Source organism: Cryobacterium sp. TMT1-2-2 (genome assembly GCF_004403505.1).
GTDB classification, from domain to species: Bacteria; Actinomycetota; Actinomycetes; order Actinomycetales; family Microbacteriaceae; genus Cryobacterium; species Cryobacterium flavum.
Genome location: NZ_SOGS01000022.1, coordinates 1 through 15,422 on the forward strand (window position 1 = coordinate 1; position 15,422 = coordinate 15,422).

General features: G+C 60.3%; 17 protein-coding genes and 5 pseudogenes. 11 read left to right on the forward strand and 11 right to left on the reverse strand.

What is annotated here, in order from left to right:
- A partial coding sequence (locus E3T35_RS12900; protein ID WP_134379461.1) for a transposase occupies window positions 1-528 on the reverse strand: 528 nt, incomplete at its 3' end.
- A 235-nt stretch (window positions 529-763) separates the two neighbouring features.
- On the opposite strand from E3T35_RS12900, the pseudogene E3T35_RS12905 reads away from it, so the two are divergent.
- A pseudogene (locus E3T35_RS12905) lies at window positions 764-1,216 on the forward strand (IS30 family transposase); the annotation flags it as partial.
- Window positions 1,217-1,264: 48 nt separating this feature from the next.
- Here E3T35_RS12905 and E3T35_RS12910 read toward each other — a convergent pair.
- Window positions 1,265-1,834, reverse strand: coding sequence for an alpha/beta hydrolase (locus tag E3T35_RS12910; RefSeq protein ID WP_166789943.1), 570 nt, complete (start codon window positions 1,832-1,834; stop codon window positions 1,265-1,267).
- 66 nt (window positions 1,835-1,900) lie between these two features.
- Between E3T35_RS12910 and E3T35_RS12915 the strand changes: the two genes are divergently transcribed.
- A complete protein-coding gene (locus E3T35_RS12915; RefSeq protein ID WP_241987682.1) occupies window positions 1,901-2,389 on the forward strand; it encodes a hypothetical protein in 489 nt (162 codons plus the stop codon).
- Between the two features lie 103 nt (window positions 2,390-2,492).
- On the opposite strand, the gene E3T35_RS12920 is transcribed toward E3T35_RS12915, so the two are convergent.
- Window positions 2,493-2,900, reverse strand: coding sequence for a RidA family protein (locus E3T35_RS12920; protein WP_134344787.1), 408 nt, complete (start codon window positions 2,898-2,900; stop codon window positions 2,493-2,495).
- A 156-nt stretch (window positions 2,901-3,056) separates the two neighbouring features.
- Here E3T35_RS12920 and E3T35_RS19335 point away from each other — a divergent pair, with 156 nt between their 5' ends.
- Together E3T35_RS19335 and E3T35_RS19340 are read left to right on the forward strand one after the other, a co-directional pair.
- Window positions 3,057-3,518: a hypothetical protein gene (locus E3T35_RS19335; RefSeq protein WP_166789944.1), complete on the forward strand. Its 462-nt coding sequence runs from the start codon at window positions 3,057-3,059 to the stop codon at window positions 3,516-3,518.
- Window positions 3,515-3,829, forward strand: a complete 315-nt coding sequence (locus E3T35_RS19340; protein ID WP_166789945.1) for a transcriptional regulator — start codon at window positions 3,515-3,517, stop codon at window positions 3,827-3,829. Before E3T35_RS19335 ends, E3T35_RS19340 begins: the two co-directional genes overlap by 4 nt.
- Window positions 3,830-4,057: 228 nt before the next feature.
- On the opposite strand, the gene E3T35_RS12930 is transcribed toward E3T35_RS19340, so the two are convergent.
- Entirely contained in the window at window positions 4,058-4,639 is a 582-nt protein-coding gene (locus tag E3T35_RS12930; protein ID WP_198417722.1) for a VOC family protein, read from the reverse strand.
- A gap of 359 nt (window positions 4,640-4,998) precedes the next feature.
- Here E3T35_RS12930 and E3T35_RS12935 point away from each other — a divergent pair, with 359 nt between their 5' ends.
- Complete coding sequence (locus E3T35_RS12935; protein ID WP_134344789.1) at window positions 4,999-5,250, forward strand: hypothetical protein; 252 nt, start codon at window positions 4,999-5,001, stop codon at window positions 5,248-5,250.
- 109 nt (window positions 5,251-5,359) lie between these two features.
- Here E3T35_RS12935 and E3T35_RS12940 read toward each other — a convergent pair whose 3' ends face one another.
- From E3T35_RS12940 to E3T35_RS12950, 3 genes are all read right to left on the reverse strand, one after another.
- Window positions 5,360-5,788 carry a DUF6234 family protein gene (locus E3T35_RS12940; RefSeq protein WP_134344790.1) on the reverse strand — a complete coding sequence of 143 codons (429 nt, stop codon included), beginning with the start codon at window positions 5,786-5,788 and terminating at the stop codon, window positions 5,360-5,362.
- A gap of 338 nt (window positions 5,789-6,126) precedes the next feature.
- The gene (locus E3T35_RS12945) at window positions 6,127-6,984 is read right to left on the reverse strand and encodes an isocitrate lyase/phosphoenolpyruvate mutase family protein (protein WP_134344791.1); all 858 of its coding nucleotides are present in this window, start codon (window positions 6,982-6,984) and stop codon (window positions 6,127-6,129) included.
- Between the two features lie 40 nt (window positions 6,985-7,024).
- The gene (locus tag E3T35_RS12950) at window positions 7,025-7,657 is read right to left on the reverse strand and encodes an NAD(P)H-binding protein (protein ID WP_198417723.1); all 633 of its coding nucleotides are present in this window, start codon (window positions 7,655-7,657) and stop codon (window positions 7,025-7,027) included.
- Between E3T35_RS12950 and E3T35_RS12955 the strand changes: the two genes are divergently transcribed.
- The 4 genes from E3T35_RS12955 (at window position 7,631) to E3T35_RS12970 (ending at window position 11,539) form a co-directional block, all read left to right on the forward strand.
- Window positions 7,631-8,407, forward strand: coding sequence for a TetR/AcrR family transcriptional regulator (locus E3T35_RS12955; RefSeq protein ID WP_198421027.1), 777 nt, complete (start codon window positions 7,631-7,633; stop codon window positions 8,405-8,407). The genes E3T35_RS12950 and E3T35_RS12955 overlap by 27 nt on opposite strands.
- 647 nt (window positions 8,408-9,054) lie before the next feature.
- Complete coding sequence (locus E3T35_RS12960) at window positions 9,055-9,342, forward strand: HU family DNA-binding protein (protein WP_134344794.1); 288 nt, start codon at window positions 9,055-9,057, stop codon at window positions 9,340-9,342.
- 428 nt (window positions 9,343-9,770) lie between these two features.
- A complete protein-coding gene (locus tag E3T35_RS12965; protein ID WP_134345001.1) occupies window positions 9,771-11,381 on the forward strand; it encodes a sodium-dependent transporter in 1,611 nt (536 codons plus the stop codon).
- Entirely contained in the window at window positions 11,378-11,539 is a 162-nt protein-coding gene (locus E3T35_RS12970; protein ID WP_134344795.1) for a methionine/alanine import family NSS transporter small subunit, read from the forward strand. Before E3T35_RS12965 ends, E3T35_RS12970 begins: the two co-directional genes overlap by 4 nt.
- Window positions 11,540-11,779: 240 nt before the next feature.
- Here the strand turns inward: E3T35_RS12970 and E3T35_RS19835 are convergent, their stop codons facing one another.
- The 3 genes and pseudogenes from E3T35_RS19835 to E3T35_RS12980 form a co-directional block, all read right to left on the reverse strand.
- Complete coding sequence (locus E3T35_RS19835) at window positions 11,780-12,154, reverse strand: hypothetical protein (protein WP_241988847.1); 375 nt, start codon at window positions 12,152-12,154, stop codon at window positions 11,780-11,782.
- 168 nt (window positions 12,155-12,322) lie between these two features.
- Window positions 12,323-12,424: pseudogene (locus tag E3T35_RS20225) on the reverse strand (integrase core domain-containing protein); the annotation flags it as partial.
- 566 nt (window positions 12,425-12,990) lie between these two features.
- Window positions 12,991-13,794, reverse strand: a pseudogene (locus E3T35_RS12980) (DDE-type integrase/transposase/recombinase); the annotation flags it as partial.
- A 191-nt stretch (window positions 13,795-13,985) separates the two neighbouring features.
- Here E3T35_RS12980 and E3T35_RS20230 point away from each other — a divergent pair.
- Window positions 13,986-14,045, forward strand: a pseudogene (locus E3T35_RS20230) (helix-turn-helix domain-containing protein); the annotation flags it as partial.
- 53 nt (window positions 14,046-14,098) lie between these two features.
- Here E3T35_RS20230 and E3T35_RS12990 read toward each other — a convergent pair.
- A pseudogene (locus E3T35_RS12990) lies at window positions 14,099-14,626 on the reverse strand (IS30 family transposase); the annotation flags it as partial.
- Window positions 14,627-14,894: 268 nt separating this feature from the next.
- Between E3T35_RS12990 and E3T35_RS12995 the strand changes: the two are divergent.
- The coding region (locus tag E3T35_RS12995; RefSeq protein WP_134379465.1) for a transposase at window positions 14,895-15,422 on the forward strand (528 nt) is incomplete at its 3' end.

The window sequence follows — 15,422 nt, forward strand, 5'->3', positions numbered from 1 at the left end:
AGCGGCTTTGCTTGTGGAGTAGTCGAACGCGCGCTCCAGCGCGGGGAGGTACTCCAGCATGGTCGCGCGGAGCCGATTGATTGCGCGCACCCTGTCGTGGATGATGTTCAGGCGTCGAGTGGTCAGGAGTTTCAGGTCGACGCTGATCTGATCACCATCGTGAACGGGTTGGAGGTCGGTGCGCATCCGTGCCTGATCGGCGATGATTCGGGCATCTTTCGCGTCTGTCTTGCCCTCACCGCGGTAGGTCGCAGCCGCGTGGTGAATGATTCTGCCCGGGATATAGAGCAGCTGCTGCCCGTGAGCGACCAGCAGGGAAATCAGGAGAGCTGCGCCGCCTGAGTTCAGATCCGTCGCCCATACGACCTCGTGCCCATCGGCGATCTCGGTGACCGTGGCGATGATTTCAAGCAGCACGGTCTCGTCGTTATCTATCCGTTGGGCGAGAAGCATCTCCCCGGACTGGTCGATCACGACGCAGTGATGCGCCCGCTTTCCTGGATCGATTCCCGCCCATACTGCTGGCATCTGAATGTTCCTTCCGTCTCGTTGATAGCAGTTTCCCTGTCGATAACCGCGCCGGCACGTCCTTACCCAGCGATCAATGTCGCAATTCTCAATCAGCGGTCGAGTCATCTGCGGGCAGCGGGCGGCCATTCCCAGTGAGCCGTTTATGCGGCAAGGCGATCTCAGCCATACCCGCCACCCGAGGGTGATCGACACACTACGACAGTCCCGAAATCACCCACCACAACAACGTAAGGAAGGTGACCTCATCACCGGCAGACTCAACAAGACCGCGATCGCGACCCTGGTCGAGCGCACCACCCGTTACGTCATGCTCGTCCACCTGCCCGGAGCCCACACAGCGGACGCTGTCCGTGACGGTCTGGTGGCCACGATCGGCACCCTGCCGGCACACCTCCGCGGGTCGCTGACCTGGGACCAGGGATCAGAGATGTCGACCCACAAGTCATTCACCACAGCGACAGACATGCCGGTGTACTTCTGCGACCCGGCCAGCCCCTGGCAGCGGGGCTCGAACGAGAACACCAACGGGCTCCTGCGCCAGTATTTCCCGAAGGGAAGCGACCTATCGGTCTATAGCCCCGAGGATCTGGAACGGGTCGCGCAGGAACTGAACGGCCGACCCCGCAAAACGCTCGGCTGGGACACCCCGGCAGAGCGATTCCGTGATCTACTAATCAGTACTTAATCAGCGCGGTGTTGCAACGACAGATGGAATCCAAGGTTCCGTGGCCGCTTATGGGCAGCTTCTCATGTCCGCCGACACACATTTGACATAGGTGCTTTCGACGTTTGTCCAAGCGACGCGTTGTGGCACGCCGCGGCCGTGACCCGGCTGCTGTGGCACGAGCAGTCCCGACGCCCATGCACTGAGAGATTCCGTGCAGTCGGCGTACAGAAGCCCGCGAGCGTGCTCAGCCGGGATGCTGGTCGTTCCGTCCGTGTTGCGCCGCACCGCGTCGTTGACGAGAGCGCCCGTGCCGCCGAGGAGCGCACCGTTTTCACCTACGGCCGGCACGAATGCCGCGACGTAGACGAGGTGACGCACCCGATCGAGGCCGGTGATAACGGAACCCCCATACGAATGCCCCAAGACAACCGGCGGGACCGGAAGCGCGTCCACGACACTCTGCACCGCCGCTGTGTCGTTCGTGAGCGAGCCCCGATGCAGGCGCGGAACGTGCACGCCGATCCCGTGCGCACGAAGAACGGCTGTCAGACGATCGAAATGCGCAGGCTGATGCCATAACCCGTGGACGAGAATGACGTCCGGTCGATGACTCATCCCCCAGCGTATGGGTGTCACGGGCGTCGCCATCTCCCAAGGAACGCTCGCCGGGCCCGATTGGGGGTCTGCCGACACCGCGACGAAATGCAGGAGCGTGCACATCTTGTCCAACTTAAAATTCCTGTCCAGCTGAATCCGCCAACCCTCAGCGGGCGGGTCGCGCCGCGCGCGTTTTCAGCAACGCATGCTGGCATGCTCTCAGCTATGTATGTGCGCTTCGAGGCAACGATCACGAACTCACGCGGTATGACGCCAGAGATCTTTGCGCTTGCAAACGGGCTTGCTCACTCCAACATGCTCAGCGACGAGGACTTCGTCTGGTGGCGCGAAAACAATGACTGGTTCAACGTGGCCTACGCCAACCCAGGGGCGATCGACAGCACGCTCTTCGACCGTTCCGTCCATCCCCGCACCGTCTGCTGGTTCAAAGCGGGTGCTGATCATCTTCTGACGCGAGCGACTGGATACTTGAACCTCTTGGATCGCTACGGCGTTGGGTGGGTCGAACGTCGATGCAAAGATCCCGGCCTGATCTTGTACGAAGACGACGTCCAGGTCGTCGTCGCACCGTGACCGCAAGCCGGACGGCTGTTGACACTGATCTGGTCGCGAGATTCGAAGCCAGTCGGCCGGTGCGGTTCTGTGTCACAGGGGAACCCCTTACGGGGCGGCCTCGTCAGTCGAGCACTGCAGCGACGGCTTCAATCTCTACGAGCTGATCGGTATAGCCGAGGACGGTGACTCCTAAGAGCGTGCTCGGTACGTCATGCGTGCCAAAGGCCTCGCGAATGACTGCCCAAGCCTTGACGAGGTCGCTCTGATTGGAGGATGCGACGAGAACTCGTGTGCTCAGGACATCATCGAGTCGGGCGCCTGCTGCGTGCAGGGCGATAACGAGGTTTTCCATCGCCTTGGTGGCCTGCGCCGAGTAGTCTCCGACTCCTGCGGTGCTGCCATCGAGATTGAGCGGGCAGGCGCCGGCCAGAAAGATGAGGCGAGCCTCAGCGGGAGCTGTTGCCGCGTAGGCATACTGTGCCACATCGGAAAGCTCAGCTGAACGGATCAGGACAACGTTTTGGGGCATGCCTTCACTGTATGGGAAAGCCAACTCGCGGCCGGCTTACTCACGGACGCCCGCAAGCGGAACCCCCTACGGGAAAGTAAGAGCCCTTGGATGGTCTGCCTGCATCGTTGCTACGGGTTAGTTGCCTCATGGGCACATATCTAGTAAATTGCTTGTATGGAAAGAAACAATGGTGTATCTGCAGGACTGGCTGCTGCGGCTGAGGCGCGGCTGAAGCTGGCGGAGCGCATCTCGACGCCGTGGTGGTATCACCCGGCGCTGGGACTCTTGATGGGACTGCTTGTTCTGGCTGTCGGCGGATCGATCGGCAAGGGCCTGGTCGTGCTGCCGCTCGTGCTTGTGGGCACTTTGGGGCTGGGATTGCTGTACCGCAACTTGTCGGGGGTCGATTTGCGTGGACCGCATGCCCCCGATGGAGGCAAGCGTGGGCGGGCATTGCTGGCCATCGTCCTGGCCACCCTTATCGCCTCCTGCGTGTTGTCCTATCTGTTCGGACACGAGTTCGGCATCGGGCAGGCGCCCTGGATACTGGCTGCTGTAGCCCTAGTGGTCACCGTCGTCGCTGGCAGGGCCTACGACAACTCCTTGCGGGCCCAGTTGCGAGACCCGAACTCGTGAGCTCCCATCCTGAGCTGTCGGTTCAGACGCTGAATCCGCTCATTCACGAACTTGCACGTCTGCGAATATGTTCCGCGCTCGCTGCGACGACGGCGTTGGAGTCCCGGGTCCTGCGGGACGTCGCCGACCTCAGTGAATCCGCCTTGAGCAAACACCTGAAGCGGCTCACCGAGGCCGGCTACGTGAAAGTACAGACAGGTGAACCCCAGGGCCCGGGTCGGCCCCCAGCGTGGATCTCACTGACCGATATCGGCAGAAATGCCTTCGTTCAGCACATGGCTGCGCTGAACCAGATGGCCTCGCCGACGTAGACCCGGAATTCTCTCCGCGTTCCTCGAGGTCTCGAACACGCAACCGTTGTGGATGTTCTTCCTGCCTATCGCGGCTTTGATGCTCCGTGGCTTCGCTCTGGCCATCTCCGCCGCATCAATCGCGACCACGAGGATCCCTTTCGAGGAACCCTCTACGGGACGACCAAACGCCGGATCCATCGCGCATGGCATTCTCGCCCGGGGCCACTAACTATCGCAATATCGCTACTACTGCGACAACACCGATGTTGGTTCAACAGGCCTTCTACCCAGGGACGCCTGGAATCTAATCAAATATCCATCAGGATCCTGAACGAGAAACTGACCGACACCAGCCTCGATGGCGCCGGTCCGATACCATTTCGTCTCCGGTTCCATAAATAGGTCCCAGCTGGCGACACGGAGAGCGGCCACAATAGGCTCAATCGATGGGACGGTGATTTGAAAGTTGATCCCGCGGCCCAAGGGCAGCTCTAACGCTGCCGGTATCCAATTGCGTCCTATGCCCATTGTCTCAAGCATGATGTGTGCGGTACCGCTCGCGATATAGGCGAAGCCGTCCTCTGGGCGGTCGTACAACACCTCGAATCCGCACAGACGGCACCAAAAATCCAAGCTCTCGTCGACAGAGGTGATGAGAAGTTCCGGAACGAGTCCCAGGCCTGGTGTGCTGACGACGTCGGCGATGGCATTGTCGTGAGGGGACGTTTCCTGGAACTCATCGGTCAAGGCGGATGTCGACGGGACGAAGGTGGGTTCCAGAGAGATCACACCTTCCAGACTATGTCCTGAGCCAAATTGGACTTTCATCCGCCGATCCACCCGTCGGCCGCGAGCCGCCGTCGTGTCACTTGGGAACCTTTACGGGACGTTCGGGCGGGCGTGAGCGAAGGCGCCGGTGTCCCCGAGCGGCTCACGCTTGTGGTCCGATAGGGTGAAGTTCAACTGTGAGCCCTGGGGAAGCCCCAATGAGATACTGGAACGTCTTAGTTGCTTCGTTCGCTCTGGCCGGTGCGCTGGCGCTGTCCGGGTGCACCGCAGATTCCGCACCTGCTGTAAGCCCGACTCTGCCAGCCACCACATCCACAACGGACGCGGTGACATGCACCGCTTTCGGCGATGTTCTGACAATTACCGCGAACGCCGATGCTGGTCTTCGGGATGGTCGGATGGCCACTCAGGAACAACAGGGCTGGTACCGGCTGGCCACGCGCGTACTGGATCGGGTGCCGACCAGCGGAAGTGGCGACGTTAGCGAGGCAACCGTCGCTCTCAGGGACGCTGCACCCGTAATCAGCCTCGGCGCCATGACATCGAGTGGAATTGGGTCCGCGGAGTGGAACGACGGCCTCGACAAGCTGTCCCTCGCTTGCGCCGACGCGGGTGCCGAGACGGGCATTGCGATGTTCACCGGCGGATAATACGGATTTCAGTGAGCGGATGTCGAACTCGCTGTGTCAAAAGGCAAGAGCCGCCCCGTACGACGAACCCCCGGACTCACGACCTGCACGCAGTAAAGGGCCCTTGAACTCAGCCCCCGATGCAGTCACCGCTTCCGCTGTAGCAGGGGTGATAATTCGGGTTAATCGTTGAAGCCGGGGGTTCAGGGCGCCAGTCGATCCTTGGCACTGACATCAACAGCGCCACTCCAAGAGCCATGATCAACGCGACGCTCGCGATGAACACGAGGCCGACCCGACGCCGCACGATTGCCCTCACGAGAAGCCCGACTTGAAGGGCGACCATGATTCCGGCGGTCACCCAGTAGCCCACGATGTCCGAGGTCGGCGGCTGCGGGCTCAAGCTTGCTGAAAACGCGCGGCGTACGAGCTCGAAGGTCAGCACGAAAGTCACAAACGCGGACCCGAGAGTAAGCAAGTCGAAGCCGCCCCTCTTGGCAGGGGCGGTTGCGTGGTCATTGACGGTAGCAACGTCGCCGATTCCCCGCCATTTGCTCATGACGCCAGCCTAGTCACGGTCGCCCGGCAGCTGATCAGGCAGCTCGACCACTCTGGACTCGTCTGCGATTTCCTAACTCGTCACTTCTGGCGACGAATAATTCCGCAGGTGATCGCCCGCCAACACTTCTATCGTGGCAAATGCGGCCGGTGCACTCTACTGATCTCTATAACCGAGCGCGTCAGATCTCGGGTGCCGGTGCTCAACTGGCGCTCAGTACCTGCAAGAGGAACGCTTAACGGGCGACCTTCAAGTTGACCGACCGATGTCTACGAGTACCGGGCGTCGCGCCCGCAAGAGAACGCTTGGTGGTCTCCGGCGACCAGCTCGATCTTAAATCACCCTTCGTTCTCGAGGCGGTGGTTTAGCGGAATGAGTCGTCTGCCAAGCCATCCGCTTCCTGCGCGGATAGCCAGGCGCAGTGGACCAGCGTTCCCGCCGAGGCGTCGTAGCCTGTGGCGGAAGGAGTCATCGCTCGCGTCGCGGGAGGTTCCTCCGAATGAGATTCTCGTGACGCCGAGACCTCGCACGAAGTCGATACGGTTGTCGAGAAAAGGGATGAGTAGTGATGTGCTTCGGGCAGGTACGCGCGCGAAGAATCTCTGGAACTGACGCCTGCTGTTCAGGCCGATGGGGAAGACAACGTCGGCTCCTGCGTGGAGGTATGCGAGTGCGCGTTCGGCGCAGTCGTCGACGCGCCCGTCAGCCAGCGGGCTATCGCCGTACGTGCCCTCATGGATGAGGTCGAGCATGGAGTCCACTCGGGCGGTGAGCACGGGGCGCCCGGGAATCTTCTCAAAATGAGCACCGATTTCCGCAAGCTTAATCGCCTGGGATTCACGATCGAGCTGACTGCCATCGCCGTCGTGATTCGAGTCCTCGATATTGATTCCAGCACAGCCAATATCGCGGACAACGTCAGCAATCTCGGCGGCAGATAGACCGTAACCTGACTCCAGATCCACGTTGACGCTGGAAGGTGAAACCGCGCGGACGATCCTCCGATTCCAACCCACCATGTCATCAACGGATGTCTGTTCAGCATCACCCCCGCCCAGTACTGCCGCTATCGCAGCGCTGGAGGTTCCAACCACCGAGAATCCGCTCTCTAACGCAACCTGGGCAGAACGAACGTCCCAGACGTTGGGCATCAGCAACGTCGTGCCATCGGACAAGGCCGTGCGAAGCATGTTCATGTCAGCAGCTGTTCCTTCCGGACGGCGAAATGGTTTCGTGTCACGAGCCCTCCTGCGAGAGCCAGTCCACGAATCGAGGGCCGATCACTTCGACGTCTGGCATCGGCAACAAGGCTCCATCACGGAAAGCACGACCGGCAGCGCCCGGCGCACGAACCGGCAATGCCAAGACCTTCTTGTTAGGGAGTGCCTTGGTCATCCGCCACAGAGTCGTGACTTCAGGTCCCGCCACGTCGTAGCCGGGCCCGCAGCGTTCACCGACAACGCAGTCGGCGACCACATCGGCAACCGCGGATAGTGCGATGGGCTGGGTGGTCATCGCCGGGACGACGGCAAACGGTCCGAACCTCAAACGTTCGATGTTCTGGCGTGCGAACTCGTACCAGAGCGTCGAACGCACGATCGTGAGGTTTACGTTCTCGGCGCGGGCAACACGCTCCTGCTCTGCTTTGCCCGCGTAGTAGCCGTTACCGTGCAACTCGGGCTTCGCACAGTTCACGATCGACACCAGGATGTGCTTCGATGCCCCTGCTGCCCGAGCTGCTGCATTGACGGCCCGCGTCGAACGGACGAAGAAGTCGCGGGCGGTCTCCGGATCCTGCGTGAAAATGTCCGTGGCTTCAACCACCACATCAATATTCCCGAGATGCGCGCCGGCATCCGGGAGCAGCACGTCGAAGCCTGTCGAGCGCGAGTGGAGCTGCGCTGGCACTCCTCGGAGGGAGAGCGCGAACTGGACCGCTCTGCCGAGCTTCCCCGCACCTATGACCGCAACGCCCATAATCACACCCGTTTCTCACCTTCCTCTACAAAAGTAAAACCTACTACGATCGTAGAGGCAGCTCGAGGTGAGGACAACATGCAACGACGTCAACTGATTGCTGAAGCAGGCGTCAGACTGATCACCCGCGGCGGAGTACGGGCGTTGACCCATCGCGCGGTCGACCGAGAGGCCTCGCTGCCGCCAGGCTCGACGTCTTACTACGCCCGTACTCATCGCGACCTCGTCATGCTGGTCGTGAAGCACCTCGGAACACAGACACGGACGGACCTCGACAGCTTCTCCCTACCCGCATCGCTGACCGCATCCGAAGCAGCAGCATTGTTGACCACGTTGCTCGACCATCTAGCTAGACGGGCCGACGAGCAGTCGTCCCGCTTCGCGCTGCTGTTCGAAGTCCGCGGCGACGAGGAGTTGCACGCCCTCCACACCCTGGACTCACCGGTCCGCACACTCTTGGCACAGGGGGCAGAGTCCGTCCTGCAAGTCCTCGGGGTCGAGAACCCGTCACACTACGCGGCAGATCTCGTGGGACTCCTCGATGCCCTGATGATGTACCGCCTGGCCGGGGCAGCGCCCATCAACGCGAGAAGCGTAATTCAGGCCTACCTAGACGGGCTCCCACGATGCAACGTCACATAGCGTCTTGAGCTGCCGCGGATATCTCGGACAGTGGGCCCTCTTAAAATGAGGGTTCACTGAAAGTAGAGAACAGCATGACCGCAGCACGTAGGCGTTTCACCCAAGAGTTCAATGAACCGTCCCTGATTTCCTGCCGCTTCCTTTCTGCTGACACGATTTTTCTGCTTGACTTCAACCATAGAAGGGTCGTGTGATGTGTCTTTCTGTGAGTTCTTTGATCGGTACTCACTGACCGTCGCACGGTGGTTCACCACGTTGTTAATCCAACGACTTCAACCCCGGGAATTACACCACACGAGGGGACGCAACCCAGCGACTCGCAGGCCTCGGTTTTAGCATCGGTTGTGCGGACATGGGCGGAGGCGCCGTATGTCTACCTACGGCCGTGGCTTTCGGATTCACGGCGGCGTTGTATCAGCGATAGAAAGCGGATTGGCCATTCTTTTCGTGGAATGCGCCGGTATTAGTGAGACCTCTCAACAAACGCCGCTATTTTGTTCGGAAGAAACTTTGCCATAACAACGTGAAACCCACACTCTGTTAGATTCGATTCGGTCACCACCGGTGACCGGACGCTTTTTCTGGAAGCGTCGCCCGCTTTATGTGAATACCTGGTTTTACAGGCAAAGGTCCGAGGAGGACACTCAATGACTGATAATTCGCTGAACAAGACTGAGCTCGTCGCGAAGGTTTCAGCCGATTCAGGACAGAGCCAAGTCGCAGTAGATGGCATTCTGAACACATTCTTTGCAACCCTCGCTGAGGCCGTGAAGAACGATAGCAAGGTCACCATCCCGGGATGGTTCGGGGTTGAGCGCACTGCAACTGCGGCGCGCACCGGTCGTAATCCGCAGACGGGTGAGGAGATCGCCATTGCCGCGGGTCACCGCGTCAAGCTCACTGCCGGAAGCAAGCTCAAAGCAGCCGCCAAATAAGCTTCCGCCCACCGCACTGCACGTAGAGCGTCGATGCGATCGACGCTCTACAGTGTGTCACTGAGCGGTGTTGGGTTTGACCGTGACGCGCCCCCAACGCGCGGAGTATGTGTGAGCGGACGCGCCGCATTGGACTCCTAGGCAGAACGGATACGTCGACTCACCATAAGTATCGTTTTGAAAAGCGGCGCTAACGAAAGTTTCCTCGTAATGCCTGAAGTCAGCGAAAGATGTCAATCTCTATGAGGCTCTCTTCCGAATGATTCTACGAATCAATTTAGTCGGGCGTCTTGACATGATTTCTGGGGCGGGGATACCGTGAAGAAGGTTACCCACCAGGAGAGTCTGCAGCGAGGATCATAATTGTGAGTGCATCGGGAAAGACACACCAAGCGCCTTCGAACGTGAGCGTGCGTCCACAACGTGAAATGTGGTCCGGGCGGAGAGTGTTCATTCTCGCTGCCATCGGGTCCGCCGTGGGACTGGGCAATATCTGGCGCTTCCCTTACGTTGCCTACGAAAACGGCGGCGGGGCGTTCCTTATCCCGTATCTGGTCGCCCTGCTCACTGCCGGAATACCGCTACTTTTTCTCGATTATGCCATCGGGCACCGATTCCGTGGGTCACCTCCGCTGGCAATGCGGAGACTGCATCCCAAAGCCGAAGCCATTGGCTGGTGGCAAGTAGGAATTTGTTTCGTCATTGCCGTGTACTACGCGGTGATCATTGCCTGGGCTGGCATGTATTTCATATTTTCCTTCACCACCGCTTGGGGCGAGGACGCCGCGGGTTTCTTTACCGGCGAGTTCCTTCAGGTGAGCGATCAGGTGAACCTGGGTTTCGACTTCGTGCCCTCCGTGCTCATTCCGTTGATTCTTGTGTGGGGCGTGGTTATCGCCATTCTGGCTTTGGGCGTGCAAAAAGGGATTGCCCGCTCGTCCATCGTGTTTATGCCGTTGCTGTTGATCATGTTCCTCATTCTGGTCGTCCAAGCGCTGTTTCTTGAGGGTGCCTGGGCCGGATTGGATGCGTTCTTCACGCCGGACTGGACCCGGCTCGGTGACAGTTCTATCTGGGTGGCTGCCTATGGGCAGATCTTCTTCTCGCTGTCGGTGGCCTTTGGGATCATGATCACGTATTCCTCTTATCTGCGGCGGAAAACTGATCTGACCGGTTCCGGGTTCGTCGTCGGCTTCGCCAATTCCGGTTTCGAGCTGCTGGCCGGCATCGGGGTCTTTGCGGCCTTGGGATTCATGGCGGCATCGAGCGGGGTTGGTGTGGACGAAGTCGCTGTCAGCGGTATCGGTCTGGCATTCATTGCGTTCCCGACCATTATTGCGCAGGCGCCGGCGGGCGTTCTGTTGGGAGTGCTGTTTTTCGGTTCGCTTGTGTTCGCCGGTCTAACGTCGCTGATCAGTATCGTCGAAGTCATCATTGCCGCCGTTCAGGACAAGTTAGGCTTGCGGCGGGTGAAGGCAGCGCTGGTCGTCGGCATCCCTATTGCCCTGATATCGATCCTGCTGTTTCCAACGACGACGGGCCTGAACCTGCTCGATGTGACCGATGCCTTTGTCAATAGCTTCGGAATTGTTGCCGTCGCACTGGTAGCCGTGGTGGCGATGTCTGCTGGGTTCAGCGCACTTCCCCGGCTGCGCGAACACGTCAATGCAACGTCCTCGGTCAAGCTGGGCCGCAGTTGGCAGATTTTCATCGGCGGTGTCACTCCGGTGGTCCTGGGTTACATCCTGATCGACACCCTCACCACCAGGATCAGCGAGGGCTACGGCGGTTTGCCGGACTGGTTTGTCGGCGTCTTCGGCTGGGGCATGGTGATTACCTTGGTACTGATCGCCTACCTGCTCTCGAAGATTCCGTGGAGCCATCGATCCGCCGCTTATGAGAAAAATGTCCATGAACCGATCCTCGACGCTGAACTCGATGCGAATGAATCGGCCACGGACAAGGCCAAGGGTGGCGAAATTGGCCTACCCGAAACCGCCGCATCAGGATCTCTAGCCGGGGAAAGGAAGAACCCGTGAGCACCTCCGCGGTCGTCATGATGATCATCGCCCTGTTAGCCGTATGGGGAGGGCTGGGGATAGCCCTGCTCAATCTCAAGCGGCATCCGGAAGCCATCGACGACGAGGAAGCCGACGCCGTTTTGCACGACGGCGCATCCGTGTCGCCACTACGATAAACCCGTGATCCGGAAAGTGACGTTGATTCGCCCGCGGCTGAGTCGGTTCGCCAGATCAGCTGTTCGCGGATAGGTCTTTAGCACGCCCTGCTGCCCGGAGCTGGCCACCTTTGCACGTTGGTGTTTTCTATCCAACTGGCGAGTAGTGCTTGTCCAGGCACCTGGTGTGTAATCGCGTGACATCGTGGACAGTGGATCTCAGAACTTCGTGGACGCTGGGTCTCACGGCTTCGTGCACAGCTACCGTCCTGGCTCACCGAGCACGGCGGGGAGATCAGTCTGGCGCTGGGCGAACTGTGTTTGATACTCCGCGTTCTTGCGTTCCCAGGGCTTCGTCGGGTGGGCCACGCCCACGCCCTGTATGGAGTAGGAGGCAACGTATCGGCCTCGGACGTTTAGCGCGAACATTGGCAGCGGGAATGAGAACACGATCTCAGCGGTGACGGGATCGGTCAGCAAGAACGCGTCGTCGGTGATCGTCCGGTAGAACGAGCGGTCAGCGTACGTCGTCGGCAGGGAGACCTGGTAACCCTGAAAGTAGACCTGCCGGTTGGCTTTGGTGACCTCCACGAGTGACTGATCCGCTGTGTGCGGCCGTGCGTTGTCATCGGGCATAACCTGCCCTGTCTTGGAGATCGTCAACGACGCCCGGTGAAGGTCCGACTGTCGTCGCGAGCGAGCCCGCCGGTACTCCGAGGCTTTCGCTTCCAGCACCGACAGCGGGATCGGCTCGGTCGCTGACGTGTGCTCGAGCAAGTCCCACGCCGCCCGCGGCGTAGCTTGTTCAAGGGCTTGATGCGGTCGGCGGTTGTTGTAGTGCTCCCGGAAACGCTGGATCCGGACACGGAGATGCTCGAGAGTGGCCGGCCGGTCGGCGTTGAGTATTTGCGCTGTTGGGGGCCGGCCTTATTGTCATTCGGGGCCACTGCACAATGCGGCCAGCAGCGCGTCAAGGGGCCACTGAATACTTCCGTTGGGTGCCATCTGCAGTTTTACGAAGGATCAAAACGAAAGTGGTGCTCGAACTCCGCGCCGAGTGCATTACGGGGCGCCCGATCGCACTCGCGCAGGGTATGTCGCGCGAGAGTGTGCTTGCGGTGTTTGGCGGCGTTTATCAAGCCGTGACGGGCACGAGCGTGTGTTCGTGCAGCCTGAATGGGAAGAGTTCATAAGGGGCTCGCCAAGGTGGGGTGACGCGGAAGGAGAGCCAGGCACCTGCGCCTCGGTTCCGGGGTTCACGCCGAGGGGATCGTGGACCGCACCGTGCACAACACTATCTGGGTCGAGACCGGCGGCCACGACATGCGAGAGCACGCCGGCCATGTCAAGGCATAATCCTGTCGCGCGGTCGGGCGTCGCTGGCCCCCGACCGAGCGACAGCCTGGCACCGCAGGGCAATACGGGTGGCTCCCGAAGGCAATATTCAGCGGCCCCCAAACCTGCAAATACTCAGCGTCTAGGAAACGGATCAACGTCTGATGGGAGCGCTCATTCTTGCCCTGTGTGGTGGGCTTACCCGGCAGCCCGCTGATCGGCATGGTGCCTTTCGAAGCCAGATAGATCTCCACGGAGCCGATTCTGCCTGCGCGCAGCTGGTTGAACGCCAGCGAGTTATCCGACAGCACTTCCTGGGGTGCCCCGCATGCGGCGATTGCCCGCTCGAGTACGTCCTTAGCATCAGCACTGTTCTCGTGACGCGAATACGCGTCGGAGCCCACGTCGTATCGGCTTGCGTCGTCGAGCAGTTGATACACCGTGACGGTCTGCCCGTTCGCCAGCCGGTACTCGAACGCGTCCAGTTGCCACAGCGACATCGCCGTCGCGCGCACGAAAGGGATGTAGGACGACTTCGGTCGCTTCCTCGGTGACGCGTCCACCTGCCCGACGCTGGCCAGAAGACGTGCGATCGTCGCCACCGAGGGGACCTTTCCTCCGGGGAACCCGCTGTCCATGGCCGCTTCGTAGTAGATCGATCGGGGACCATAATCCCAGCCATCAGTCTTGAGCTGTTTGCGGATCTTCACCACCTCATTCACGACGACCTGCCCATAACGCCGGGCCGGGACGTTCGGGGCGCGGGAGCGTGGGTGCAGCGCAGCAGCAGCCTCGTGGACAGCTCGTCCGCGGATCTTGTAGAACACGCTCCGAGAGATCTTCAGAGAGCGACAGAACGCGATAATCGACAGCGCGTGAGGCTGGGTCGGGTCGTAATTCATGATCGCGGCACGAGTCTGGGGTGAAAGAGAATTCGTCATTCCATAACTATCACCGCCGCAAGTGTCTCCGATGCTGTGAGACATCGTGTCCACGATGTCATGAGATCGTGTGTCCACGATGCGCTGAGACAGGACAGTCCAGGCACCTGGTAGCGCTGTTCTGACGAGGTGGTAGCAGCCCGGGCTTGGCGCCCGGGCTGACCTGGTGCTATTCCCAGTAGGCCTCCTGCGTGCGGGCGATCGCTGCTCTGGTGGGCCGGTCTGCTGCCACGATCAGTCGAGAGCTCGCTCGAGGCGGGTCCAAGACTGGCCCGCAGGCACGGACGAAGTATGCCCGGCGGGTTCAACTGGTCGTCGCAACACCGGCCTGTTCGGTCAATAGTAGGTGCTCTGCCCACATCTCGGCGGGGGTTCTCCAGCCAAGAATTTTGCGTGGTCGGTTGTTGAGCGTCAGAGCAACGGCGTCGAGTTCATTAGCGCCCCATCGTGCGAGGTCGGTGCCTTTGGGGAAATACTGGCGCAGCAGTCCGTTCGTGTTTTCATTCAATGGTCGTTGCCACGGGCTGTGGGCGTCAGCGAAATAGACGGCAATCCCGGTCGCATGCGTGAATTCCACGTGCTGGGCCAGCTCCTTGCCTCGATCCCAGGTCAATGATTTACGCATCGCCGACGGCAGAGCACCCATCTGGATCACCAGAGCCTTCCTCGTGGCCTCGGCCCCATGCCCAGCCATCGCCGGGCCATTCTTGACCCGCGGCTGCACCCCGTAACCTTCCATCGCCGGCAGGTGGATGAGTATTGTGACTTTGGTCGTGCGTTCCACGAGAGTGCCGATCGCCGACCCATCCGTTCCGATAATGAGGTCACCTTCCTTACGTTGTTGTGGTGGGTGATTTCGGGACTGTCGTAGTGTGTCGATCACCCTCGGGTGGCGGGTATGGCCGTGATCGCCTTGCCGCATAAACGGCTCACTGGGAATGGCCGCCCGCTGCCCGCAGATGACTCGACCGCTGATTGAGAATTGCGACATTGATCGCTGGGTAAGGACGTGCCGGCGCGGTTATCGACAGGGAAACTGCTATCAACGAGACGGAAGGAACATTTAGATGCCAGCAGTATGGGCGGGAATCGATCCNTAGATGCCAGCAGTATGGGCGGGAATCGATCCAGGAAAGCGGGCGCATCATTGCGTCGTGATCGACCAGTCCGGGGAGATGCTTCTCGCCCAACGGATAGATAATGACGAGACCGTGCTGCTTGAAATCATCGCCACGGTCACCGAGATCGCCGATGGGCACGAGGTCGTATGGGCGACGGATCTGAACTCAGGCGGCGCAGCTCTTCTGATTTCCCTGCTGGTCGCTCACGGGCAGCAGCTGCTCTATATCCCGGGCAGAATCATTCACCATGCGGCTGCGACCTACCGCGGTGAGGGCAAGACAGATGCGAAAGATGCCCGAATCATCGCCGATCAGGCACGGATGCGCACCGACCTCCAACCCGTTCACGATGGTGATCAGATCAGCGTCGACCTGAAACTCCTGACCGCTCGACGCCTGAACATCATCCACGACAGGGTGCGCGCAATCAATCGGCTCCGCGCGACCATGCTGGAGTACCTCCCCGCGCTGGAGCGCGCGTTCGACTACTCCACAAGCAAAGCCGCT

What these genes read in the sequence shown, in the direction of transcription:
- E3T35_RS12915 (WP_241987682.1), top strand. Translation starts at nt 1,901, where the DNA reads ATGCAGGAGCGTGCACATCTTGTCCAACTTAAAATTCCTGTCCAGCTG.
- E3T35_RS12920 (WP_134344787.1), bottom strand. Translation starts at nt 2,900, where the DNA reads ATGCCCCAAAACGTTGTCCTGATCCGTTCAGCTGAGCTTTCCGATGTG.
- E3T35_RS19335 (WP_166789944.1), top strand. Translation starts at nt 3,057, where the DNA reads ATGGAAAGAAACAATGGTGTATCTGCAGGACTGGCTGCTGCGGCTGAG.
- E3T35_RS12930 (WP_198417722.1), bottom strand. Translation starts at nt 4,639, where the DNA reads ATGAAAGTCCAATTTGGCTCAGGACATAGTCTGGAAGGTGTGATCTCT.
- E3T35_RS12935 (WP_134344789.1), top strand. Translation starts at nt 4,999, where the DNA reads ATGGCCACTCAGGAACAACAGGGCTGGTACCGGCTGGCCACGCGCGTA.
- E3T35_RS12940 (WP_134344790.1), bottom strand. Translation starts at nt 5,788, where the DNA reads ATGAGCAAATGGCGGGGAATCGGCGACGTTGCTACCGTCAATGACCAC.
- E3T35_RS12945 (WP_134344791.1), bottom strand. Translation starts at nt 6,984, where the DNA reads ATGAACATGCTTCGCACGGCCTTGTCCGATGGCACGACGTTGCTGATG.
- E3T35_RS12955 (WP_198421027.1), top strand. Translation starts at nt 7,631, where the DNA reads ATGCGCGCCGGCATCCGGGAGCAGCACGTCGAAGCCTGTCGAGCGCGA.
- E3T35_RS12960 (WP_134344794.1), top strand. Translation starts at nt 9,055, where the DNA reads ATGACTGATAATTCGCTGAACAAGACTGAGCTCGTCGCGAAGGTTTCA.
- E3T35_RS12965 (WP_134345001.1), top strand. Translation starts at nt 9,771, where the DNA reads ATGTGGTCCGGGCGGAGAGTGTTCATTCTCGCTGCCATCGGGTCCGCC.
- E3T35_RS19835 (WP_241988847.1), bottom strand. Translation starts at nt 12,154, where the DNA reads ATGCCCGATGACAACGCACGGCCGCACACAGCGGATCAGTCACTCGTG.